The organism is Jatrophihabitans sp., assembly GCF_051960575.1.
In the GTDB taxonomy this organism is placed as follows: Bacteria; Actinomycetota; Actinomycetes; order Mycobacteriales; family Jatrophihabitantaceae; genus JBQCEE01.
On record NZ_JBQCEE010000235.1, the window covers coordinates 1 to 9831 of the forward strand.

General features: G+C 72.2%; 11 protein-coding genes and 1 pseudogene. 3 read left to right on the forward strand and 9 right to left on the reverse strand.

Annotated features, from left to right (window positions below):
* Nucleotides 1–1039, reverse strand: a 1039-nt coding sequence (gene mqnC, locus ACTHMS_RS12910; RefSeq protein ID WP_440307075.1) for a cyclic dehypoxanthinyl futalosine synthase, incomplete at its 3' end; no start/stop codon positions are given.
* A 187-nt stretch (nucleotides 1040–1226) separates the two neighbouring features.
* Here mqnC and ACTHMS_RS12915 point away from each other — a divergent pair.
* Nucleotides 1227–2018, forward strand: coding sequence for an SDR family NAD(P)-dependent oxidoreductase (locus tag ACTHMS_RS12915; RefSeq protein WP_440307076.1), 792 nt, complete (start codon nucleotides 1227–1229; stop codon nucleotides 2016–2018).
* 76 nt (nucleotides 2019–2094) lie between these two features.
* Here ACTHMS_RS12915 and ACTHMS_RS12920 read toward each other — a convergent pair whose 3' ends face one another.
* From ACTHMS_RS12920 to ACTHMS_RS12930, 3 genes are all read right to left on the reverse strand, one after another.
* Nucleotides 2095–3144: a permease gene (locus ACTHMS_RS12920; RefSeq protein ID WP_440307077.1), complete on the reverse strand. Its 1050-nt coding sequence runs from the start codon at nucleotides 3142–3144 to the stop codon at nucleotides 2095–2097.
* 135 nt (nucleotides 3145–3279) lie between these two features.
* A complete protein-coding gene (locus ACTHMS_RS12925; protein ID WP_440307078.1) occupies nucleotides 3280–4095 on the reverse strand; it encodes a menaquinone biosynthetic enzyme MqnA/MqnD family protein in 816 nt (271 codons plus the stop codon).
* Nucleotides 4096–4117: 22 nt separating this feature from the next.
* Nucleotides 4118–5206, reverse strand: coding sequence for a hypothetical protein (locus ACTHMS_RS12930; protein WP_440307079.1), 1089 nt, complete (start codon nucleotides 5204–5206; stop codon nucleotides 4118–4120).
* Between the two features lie 39 nt (nucleotides 5207–5245).
* On the opposite strand from ACTHMS_RS12930, the gene ACTHMS_RS12935 reads away from it, so the two are divergent.
* Nucleotides 5246–6010: an inositol monophosphatase family protein gene (locus ACTHMS_RS12935; RefSeq protein ID WP_440307080.1), complete on the forward strand. Its 765-nt coding sequence runs from the start codon at nucleotides 5246–5248 to the stop codon at nucleotides 6008–6010.
* 75 nt (nucleotides 6011–6085) lie between these two features.
* On the opposite strand, the gene ACTHMS_RS12940 is transcribed toward ACTHMS_RS12935, so the two are convergent.
* The 3 genes from ACTHMS_RS12940 to ACTHMS_RS12950 form a co-directional block, all read right to left on the reverse strand.
* Entirely contained in the window at nucleotides 6086–7036 is a 951-nt protein-coding gene (locus tag ACTHMS_RS12940; protein ID WP_440307081.1) for a hypothetical protein, read from the reverse strand.
* Entirely contained in the window at nucleotides 7036–7872 is an 837-nt protein-coding gene (locus ACTHMS_RS12945; protein ID WP_440307082.1) for a hypothetical protein, read from the reverse strand. Before ACTHMS_RS12945 ends, ACTHMS_RS12940 begins: the two co-directional genes overlap by 1 nt.
* A gap of 91 nt (nucleotides 7873–7963) precedes the next feature.
* A complete protein-coding gene (locus tag ACTHMS_RS12950; protein WP_440307083.1) occupies nucleotides 7964–8428 on the reverse strand; it encodes a hypothetical protein in 465 nt (154 codons plus the stop codon).
* Nucleotides 8429–8725: 297 nt separating this feature from the next.
* Between ACTHMS_RS12950 and ACTHMS_RS12955 the strand changes: the two genes are divergently transcribed.
* On the forward strand, nucleotides 8726–8974 hold the full coding sequence (locus ACTHMS_RS12955) for a cold-shock protein (RefSeq protein ID WP_440307084.1): 249 nt from the start codon (nucleotides 8726–8728) through the stop codon (nucleotides 8972–8974).
* A 3-nt stretch (nucleotides 8975–8977) separates the two neighbouring features.
* Here ACTHMS_RS12955 and ACTHMS_RS12960 read toward each other — a convergent pair whose 3' ends face one another.
* Both ACTHMS_RS12960 and ACTHMS_RS12965 read right to left on the reverse strand, forming a co-directional pair.
* On the reverse strand, nucleotides 8978–9355 hold the full coding sequence (locus tag ACTHMS_RS12960) for a DUF4229 domain-containing protein (RefSeq protein WP_440307085.1): 378 nt from the start codon (nucleotides 9353–9355) through the stop codon (nucleotides 8978–8980).
* Nucleotides 9352–9831: pseudogene (locus ACTHMS_RS12965) on the reverse strand (aminofutalosine synthase MqnE); the annotation flags it as partial. The pseudogene ACTHMS_RS12965 and the gene ACTHMS_RS12960, both read right to left, overlap by 4 nt.

Here is a 9831-nt window from a genome sequence, read left to right on the forward strand (position 1 = left end):
CGCGCTGAGCGGGGATCCGCCCGGCACCGCGGATCAGCTCGATCAGTTCCGTGCGGTTGCTGCGATGCCGCGCGCCGGCCGACGAGACGACATTCTCCTCGAGCATCACCGAACCGAGGTCGTCCGCGCCGAAATGCAGCGTGAGCTGGCCGATGTCCTTGCCGGTGGTCAACCACGAGCCCTGCAGGTGGTTGACGTTGTCGAAGAAGAGCCGCGCGACGGCGACCATGCGCAGGTACTCGAGGCTGGTCGCCTGGGTGCGTCCCTTGAGGTGGTTGTTCTCCGGCTGGTACGTCCATGGGATGAAGCTGCGGAAGCCGCCGGTGCGGTCCTGCACGTCACGGATCATCCGCAGGTGCTCGATGCGCTCGGCGTTCGTCTCGCCGGTGCCCATCATGAACGTGGCGGTCGACTCGACGCCGAGGCGGTGCGCGGCCTCCATGACCGACAGCCAGACCTCGCCCTTCTCCTTGAGCGGGGCGATCGCGGTGCGGGGCCGGTCGACCAGGATCTCGGCGCCGGCGCCCGCGAAGCTGTCCAGGCCGGCGGCGTGCAGGCGTGCGATGACCTCCTCGTGCGGGAGGTCGCTCGTGCGGCCGATGTGCACGACCTCGGACGCGCCGAGGCTGTGCAACGTCAGCGATGGGTACTCGCGCTTGATCGCGGCGAAGATGCGCTCGTACCACTCGATGCCGAGCTCCGGTGAGTGGCCGCCCTGCAGCATGATCTGCGTGGCGCCGAGCTCGACGGCCTCGCCGCAGCGGCGCAGGATCTCCTCGTCGCTGTGCGTCCAGCCCTCCTCGTGCTTCGGCGCGCGGTAGAAGGCGCAGAACTTGCACGCCGTGACGCAGACGTTCGTGTAGTTGATGTTGCGGTCGATGATGTAGGTGGCGATGTTGTCCGGGTAGCGCCGGCGCCGCACCGTGTCGGCCGCCTGCCCCAGGGCGTGCAGCGGGGCGTCGGTGTAGAGCAGCAGGGCTTCGTCCGGCGTGATGCGGCCGCCGCTCGCGGCGCGGTCCAGGATCTCGGCGATCGTCACGCCAGCCAGGTTACGGGGGCGACCCGCGCGTCCGCCCGTTCGGTCCGGTTGCTGTCAGGTGTGTCCGGACGGCACTGACCGCCCCGGCGGGTCGACCCGCTCGACCGCCCGAGAACGCCGCTTCGGCGGCCGGCGGGTGACGATCCGGGCGGGTCGACGGGATCGGGGCCGTGGATACGCTCGGCGCATGGGCAGGACATTGACGGGCGCGGCGATCGTCACGGGTGCGTCCAGCGGGATCGGGCTCGAGATCGCGACGATCCTGGCGCGGCGGGGCAACTCGGTGGTGCTGGTGGCGCGGTCGGAGGACCGTCTGCGGGAGCTGGCCGGCCGCCTCGGCGCCGGCGCGCACGTCGTGCCGTGCGACCTCGCCGACCGGGACGCGCGGGCGGCTCTGCCCGCGCGGGTCGCCGAGCTGGGCCTCGTGCCCGAGATCCTCGTGAACAACGCCGGCTTCTCGACGATGGGGCCGGTCGCGTCGTCCGACGCCGAGGCCGAGGTCGGGATGCTCGAGGTCGACGTCGTGGCCGTCGCCGACCTGTGCAGCCGGTTCGTGCCGGGCATGGTCGCGCGCGGACGCGGCGCGGTGCTCAACGTCGCCTCGACGGCGGCGTTCCAGCCGCTGCCCGGGCAGGCCGGCTACGCAGCGGCGAAGGCGTTCGTGCTGTCGTACACGCAGTCGCTCGCCGGCGAGCTGCGTGGCACCGGCGTGACCGCGACGGCGCTGGGCCCGGGGCCGGTGCACACCGGCTTCGGCGAGCGTGCTGGCTTCGCCGACCACGACGCCGAGGACGCGTTGCCCGCGTTCCTCTGGGTCGAGGCCGACCGGGTTGCGCGGCTCGCGGTCGACGGCATGGACCGCGGCCGGCTCGTCGTCATCCCCGGCGTCGGCAACCGCGTCGGGTCGGTGTTCGCCGCGCTCGCGCCCCGGAAGCTGCTCGTCCCGATCCTCGCGAAGCAGCACCCGGCGCTGAGATAGCCGACTTGGTCCCCTGCTGCGGTCGCCAACAAGATCGCCGAGCGGTCACTGCAGGGGACCAAGTTCGGCCGAGCGGTCAGCCGAGCGCGGTCAGCAGCCCGCCGGCCAGCACTCCCCCGAGAGCAACCACACCAGCGGCTGCGCCCACGGCTCGCCGGCCCAGCGACCGCACGAGCATGGCCATCGCCGGCAGGCTCACGGCCGGCAGCGTGAGCAGCAGCGCGCCGACGCCGCCGAGCGAGAGGCCGAGCGCGGCGAGCCCCGCGACGATCGGGATCTCGCCACCGGTCGGGATGACCACGAGCGTGCCGACGACAGCGGCGACGATGACGACGAGGACGCCGGCGTGGACGAACCCGCTCTCGCCGACCGGGAAGAGCCAGCCGCGCACGGCGCCGACTGCGAGCACCACGACGAGGTACTCGGGCACCAGGATCAGACCCAGGCGCAGCAGCGTGAGCACGAAGCGCCGTGGCGCCCCGGCCAGCCAGGTTCCGTCGACCGGCCGGCTCGCGTCCGCCGGCACGGCGGCCGGGCGCTGCTCGGCGTCACGCTCCACGAGTCGCCCGACCAGTGCGGAGCCACCGACCACCACCACCAGGCCGACCGCGAGCCGGGTGACGACCCACTGCCACGGGGCGACGAAGCCGAGGAAGACGAGCACGGCGGGGTTCAGCAGCGGGTTGCCGAGCCAGTAGGCGACGACCGCAGCCGTGCCTGCGCCCTCACGCCGCAGCGTCGCGGCCACCGGTGCGGTGCAGCAGGTGCACATCAGGCTGGGCGTGCTCATGAGTCCGCCGACGGCGGCGCTGCCCACCTTCGTCCGACGGTTCATGACGCGAGCCACCCAGCTGCCCGGGACGAACGCCGACACCGCCGCGCTGATGAGCAGGGCCGCGACGAGGGCCCGCCACACCAGCTCGAAGTAGGCGGACGCGAACGAGGTCGCCGCGTGCCACGACGGCGCGTTACTGGCGTGGACACCACCCACGGCCAGGATGCTGCTGCCCTTCCACGTGTGGGTGCCCGACAGCGTGACCGCCTTGTGCAGGTACGGCACCCACTTCGACCACGCGAGCGCGACCGCCGCGATGGCGAGCGCGGTGACCAGCGCTGCCGCGACCACGGCCCGGCGATGTCCGGCACGACCGGGCGCCGCTGCCGTCGTCATCGGCGGTCAGGACAGGTGCGAGCGACAGGCCGGCCGGGGCGCATGCCGTCCGCCTACCGCAGCGCGCTGCGGACGAAACCTGGCGTCGCGTCAGACCTCGGCGAACGCCGGCTCGACGGGCAGGCCGGCGCGGCGGGCGAACTCCTGCAGCCCGGCCAGTTGCCGCTCGCCGAGGCGGAAGTCGAGGGTGCGGAAGTACGTGGCGAGCGTGGGCGCGTCGAAGACCTCCCACCGCGCGGCCTGCGCGGCGATGTCGTCGACGTGCAACAACGCCTCGTCGCGGCTGCGCACGAACGCCTCGTGCACGTCCTTCACCAGTCCCGGGTTGGCGGCGGCGTAGTCGCGCCGGGCGGCCCAGACAGCGAAGACCATCGGCAGCCCCGACCACTCGCGCCACGCGGCACCGAGGTCGTGCACCTCGAGACCGCGGCGGGGTGCGTCGTAGGTGGCGCGCAGGGCGGTGTCGCCGATCAGCACCGCGGCGTCGGCCTCGAGCAGCATCGCGGTGAGGTCGGGCGGGCACTCGAAGTACTCGGGCTCGACCCCGTGCACCTCGCGCAACCACATGCGCGCGAGCCGCACGGACGTGCGTGACGTCGAGCCGAGCGCCACACGGCGCACCTCACTCAACGGACGTTGCGTCACGAGGTTGACCGAGAGCACCGGCCCGTCCGAGCCCACCGCGAGGTCGGGCAGCAGCAGCAGGTGGTCGGCGTTGCGCAGGTACTCGACCAGCGAGATCGGGCCGATGTCGAGCGTCCCTGCGACGAGCGCGTCGTTGAGCCGGTCGGGCGTGTCCTTGGTGAGCTCGACGTCGAGCAGCGCGCCGGAGCGGACGAGTCCCCAGTAGATCGGCAGGCAGTTCAGGAACTGGATGTGCCCGACCCGGGGACGCGGCGCCGTCATGTCCTCGACGGTACGCGGCCGGTCAGGGGATCCAGACCCGGTCCTTCGCGAGGTCCGGGCAGGTGGTGCTGCCGGTGCCGTAGTAGTCGTCGTGGCGCCAGTCGAGGACGAGGTGCTGGTAGTCGCGTCCCCACGGCACACCGGGCGGGCCCTCGTAGATGATGTCGCGCCCCAGCCGCACCGTCCGTCCGCCGACCGTCGCCGGGTACCAGCTGTCGCCGACGTGGCCGTCCTTGGTCGAGTGCCTCGCGCAGTTCGGCGCGGCGCCCATCGCGTGGGTCATCTCGTGCGCGGCGAGGTAGGTGGCGCCGTAGGGGAACGCGTCCTTCGTGCTCGGGTAGATGCCGCCGCACGAGTGCATCCAGAGCACGGCGAGCGGGCCGCCCTCGACGCCGCACTCACCGCGGCTGCTGCTCGACTCGACGTAGACGACGGCGAGCGAGCGCGGGGCGAGCAGCCCGCTGCTGCCGAGTTGCCGCTTGATGTCGGCCAGGCCGTCGTGCCCGTTCGCGGTGCGCTGCAGGGCGGCGCGCGTGATCGACAGCCGGAAGGTCTGCACCCGGATCGCGTGCGACGGGGCACGGACGAAGCGCAGCCGGCGCCCGCCCGTCTGCCCGGCGAACCACCTGATCACCGAGCCGAGGTCGGTGCGGATCGCCGCCGTGCGGTTCACCGCGACGACATCCCTCGGCACCACGTAGACGACCTGGAACTGGGTGGCGGCGGCGGCCGGGAGCACGCGTCCGGCGAGGCGGACGAGCGGGCCGTAGCCACTGCTCGACCGGGCGAAGAGCGCGTAGTGGCGGGTGTGGCCGGGCACGACGGTGACGTCGGTGTACGTGCGGCGCGACGCGGGCAGCGTGGCGACCAGGTCGCCGTCGCTCGGCCGCTCGATCGGCGTGCTGGTGTCGTAGACGGCGCGGATGACGACGGACGTGACGCCGGCGGCCGGTGCGTCCCACGCGAGGCGGAGGCCGTAGGTGGCGGCAGTGAGCGTGGCACCCCTGAGCGCCGGCGGGGCGGACGCGTCGGCGCCCGTCGCGGGGACCACCAGGGTCGCGAGCATCAGCAGCAGCGCAGCGGCGATGCGCGTCCCACGGCGTTTCGGCACGGACGTCCCCTTCCGGATTGTCCGGCTAGGGTCGCACGAGTGACCGACGATCCACCCGACGATCGCCAACTCGCACAGGACCTCGTCCGCGACGCCGGCACCCTCGCCGCCCACATGCTCGCCGACGGACTGCGCACCGAGTACAAGACCTCGGTGACGGACGTGGTGTCCGCGGCCGACCACGCCGCGGAGGAGCTGGTCGTCTCGCGGCTGCGCTCCGCGCGTCCCGACGACGGGATCATCGGCGAGGAGGGGACGTCCGAGTCGGGCGAGCGAACCTGGTACGTCGATCCGGTCGACGGGACGTACAACTTCCTCTCCGGGCTGCCTGTCTGGTGCTCGGCGCTCGGCCTGGTGGACGCGACGGGGCCGGTGCTCGGCGCGGTGTACCAGCCGACCACGGACGAGCTGTGGGTCGGTGGACCGTCGGTGCCGCTGACGCTGAACGGTGCTTCGGTGCCCGCGTTGGTCGACCGCCCGCTCGGCGAGGTGTCGCTGGCGTCGTACCTGCACCCGCCGAGGTTGTCCGACGGTCGTCTGCGCGAGCCGTTCCTCCGGCTCGTGTCGTCCGCCGCGACCGTGCGTATGCTCGGGTCGGGGTCGGTCGAATTGGCGTCCGTCGCGTCCGGCCGGCTGGGCCTGTTCGTGCAGACCGATTCGGCCTGGTGGGACTGGTACCCCGGCGCCGCGCTCGTGCTCGCCGCCGGCGGCGCCGCTGAGGTGCTCGAGCACGATGGCCACCGCTGGCTCGTCGCCGGCAACCGGCAGGCCGTCGCCGACGCGATCGCGCTCGTCCGCGGATGATCACGCGCTCAGGCGCGCCAGGGTGTGCCTGAGCGCGAGATCATCTCCCGCCCGGCGCGCACCGTGCGGCACGGATCAGGAGTTGGTGATCTGGACCTGCGCAGTCGCAGTCGTCAAATCCGGGTTGGTGACCGTCACCGAGGTCGACTTCGCGGACGCCCCCGAATTCGTGTTCTTGATCGTGACCGTGATCTTGGACGCCGACACGACGACGACGTTCGAGGACGCGAACTTCCCGGTGACGCCCACCGTCGCGCCGGACACGAAGCCGGAACCACCGATCGTCACGGTGATGGACGCGCCGTTCGCGACCACCGTCGGCGACACACTGGTGATGACGGGATTCACGGTCACCGTCTGCGTCACGTCCGGGGCGGCGTTCCACCTGGCGTCGCCACTCTGGCTTGCCGTGATGGTGCAGGTGCCGGAGGCCGTGTACGAGACCGAGGCGGAGCCTGAGCCGCTGCCCGAGCACGCACCGGATCCGACGATCGCCACGGCGAGACCTGAGGTCGCGGTCGCCGACACGGTGGAGCTGCCACCGATCGTCGCGCTCGCCGGCGCGGTCGAGGTGAAGCTGATCGACTGGTTCGTCTTGACGACCGTGACCGTGACCGGTGCGGCCGACGCGGACGCCGTCCACGACTTCCAGACGGCGACGACCGTGTAGGTGTAGGTGCCGCCCGGGACGGCGGCGTCCGTGCACGTCGTGGCGGTGGTGGGGCTGCTCGCACCGGTGTTGCAGGCGGCGGCCGTGGTGCCACCGCTGACACGCTGCACGTAATAGCCGGTCGGCGAGGGCGTCCCGCCCGATGCGGTCCACTGCACGGTGACGTTCCCGGTGCCCGCGGCGTACGACGCGGTGACGTTGGACGGTGCGCCCAGGGTGCCGACGGTGGCCGATCCCGTTCCGGAACTCGGCGAGCGCCAGTACGCGAACGCCGTGCCGAGGCCGGCGGTCACGACGACGGCGAAGGCCATCAGTGGCAGCAGCACACGGCGTGTGCCGACCCGGGTCCGAGCCATCAGCTGTGCCCCTTCCCGGTCAGCGCGAGCGTCAGCACTGCGCGACGGCAGGCGTCCTGGTTGGTGGGCCGGTCGACGAGGGTGATGGTCGGCCGCGCCGGGACGGGGACGCCGAGCCCGCTCAGCGAGCGCGTCGCCCGTCCGGGGACGGTGAGCGTGGCACCGGTGTAAGCGGTCGTCGAGAAATCGTCGGGGGTGCAGCCGGGCGTGTTCGTCCCTGTCACCGTGAGGTCGATGGACGTCACCTGGATGTCCTGCGCGTTCGGGTTCGTGATCGAGACGTCCAGCGAGCCGGTGACACCCGGCGCGAGCGCCCGGTCGAGCGTGCCGCTCAGCGCGAAGGTCTTCACGCCCGGCGCTGCGACGACCAGCGTCATGGTCGCTGTCGCGGTCGCGCCGGAGGCGCTCGCGGTGACGGCGAGCTGGTACGAGCCGGCCGGTGTCGTGCCGGCCGTGCTGATCCGGAGGCTGGACGCCGAGGTCGTGGTGACCACGGGCGTCAACGCCGCGGATGCGCCGCGCGGCAGGCCTGCGACCGCCAGGGCAACCGGTGCCGCGAACCGGGTGCGTTCGATCGTCACGCCGATCACGGCCGCGGTCCCGGGCGACACGGTCGCGGACGCCGGCGCGAGGGCGAGACCGAGGGACGAGGACGTGCTGCCGACCCCGAACGGACTCCGGCTGTCGACCGGTCCGGGCGGCGTCGTGCGCACCGGCGCCGCGGCGAGGTCGGGGCGGCTCGGCGTCGCTGCCAGCGCACCGGCGACGGCGAGACCGGCCGCGGGCAGCGCGACGAGCGCGGCCAGGCGGAGTCGGCGGATGCGTCGCGATGTCATGGCATGTCCTCATCGGTCATGTCGGGGGGAACGTGAAACGGTCCCCCGGGCGGGGGGAATCGCCCGGGGGACCTGCGGGGGGAAGGGGGTCTCAGCTCGCGTCGGCCCGCAGCAGGACCGTCGCGCCCTTGCACGAATTCTGGTCCGAGGCGTTGTCGACGAGGGTGATCGCGGCGGTGTAGCTCTCGGCGGCCGACCCGGCCAGCTCGTGCGCCGACACCGTCGGGTCGACGACGCTGAACCAGCTCGGGAGGCAGCTGGCGGACAGCGAGTTGCCGGACTGGTCCTGCGTGCCGGTCACGGTGACGTGGATGGCCTTCAGCTGCTGCTTGAACGTCGCCTTGTTCGTGATGCCGACCGTGATGTTCTGGGCCTGGTCGAGGACAAGGTTGGACGGACCGGACACGGTCACGGCGAACCCCGCGTCGGTGCCGGCGGTGGCCGAGCCGGTGCCCGACCCGGTGGTGCTCCAGTAGGCGAACGCGGCACCCGCACCGGTGGCGACGATGAGGCCGGCGCCGACGACGGAGACGAGCTTCTTGTTGATCTTGGGCATGACAGAACTCCTGAACAGAGATGGGAAGGGTTCCTGCGCTCCGACCCGCTTCGAAGTGCGGGCCGCGATCAACCGGGCCGGCGTCCGGGTGTTCGATGCAGACACCCGTATCAACGCGCGCCGGGGTCACCGGTGACGGGCCCGCTTCGTCGCCCCGGCCCGGCTTTGTCCGGCTTTGCCGGGCACGGAGCGTGTCGGCCGAACGGCCACATCTGCTGCACCCGAAGTCCCGGGGTCACGCTCATTTCACGCGTGCAGGATCAATCTGGACGCGTCCGACGAGCTGAGGAGCGGGCCATGGCGACGACGACGGGCACGGTCACCTGGTTCGACTGCGACCGTGGCTACGGGTTCATCGCGCCGGACGACGGCGGGGCCGAGGTGTTCGTCCACTACACCGCGCTCGCCGCCGGCTCCTTCAAGAATCTCGCACCCGGCGAGCGGGTGTCGTTCGCGCTGAGTCAGGGCCAGCGCGGGGCCCAGGCGGATCTCGTCCGCGTCATCGAGTCCCTGGAGAACCCGAGCGAGGGGCTGCAACCGGCCTGAGCGTCATCGCTTCGGCGCGGGCGGGGCCTCCGGGTCGTCCGGGTCGACAGCGTCGTCCGGGTCGGCGGCGTTGGCCGGATCGAGCTCCTGGTCGAAGGCGAACCTGCGGGCGCGCTGCGCCTCGAGGCGCTGCTCGATCTGCGCCGAGAACGCCGCGCGCGGGCGGGCGAGCAGCACGTACGACAGCGGGATCGAGAGCACGAGGGCGACGACGGCGGACCAGAGGCCGTCACGCACGCCGACCAGCCAGACCAGGCCCCACAGCACGAGGAACAGCGCGACACGCAGCAGCGTGTAGAGCCACATCGCGCCCATCCACTTGCCGAAGCGCGGCTCCGGAGGCTGTGCTGATGGTGCTGCCGGCTCCCCCACGGCACTCACGCCCAGACGGCCTGCGGCTCGGCGCGCCGCTCAGCCAGCGACACCGGACCGTCGTACTCGCGCAGCACCTCGTAGCGGGTGTTGCGCTCGACCGGCCGGAACCCGGCGTCGCGGATCAGGTCGAGCAGGTTGTCGCGGGTCAGCTTGTCCGGCGTGCCGTAGTGGTCGGCGTCGTGCGTGATCTTGTACTCGACGACCGAGCCGTCCATGTCGTCGGCGCCGTAGTTCAACGCCAGCTGCGAGGTCGACAGGCCGTGCATGACCCAGAAGACCTTGACGTGGTCGAAGTTGTCGAGCAGCAGCCGCGAGACGGCGAAGGTCTTGAGCACGTCGGCCGGCTGGGCCATCTGCAGGTGCGACAGCCGGTTGTTGTCGTTGTGGAAGCGCAGCGGGATGAAGACGACGAAGCCGCCGGTCTCGTCCTGCAGCTCGCGCAGGCGCAGCACGTGGTCGACGCGGTGCCGCGGCTCCTCGAT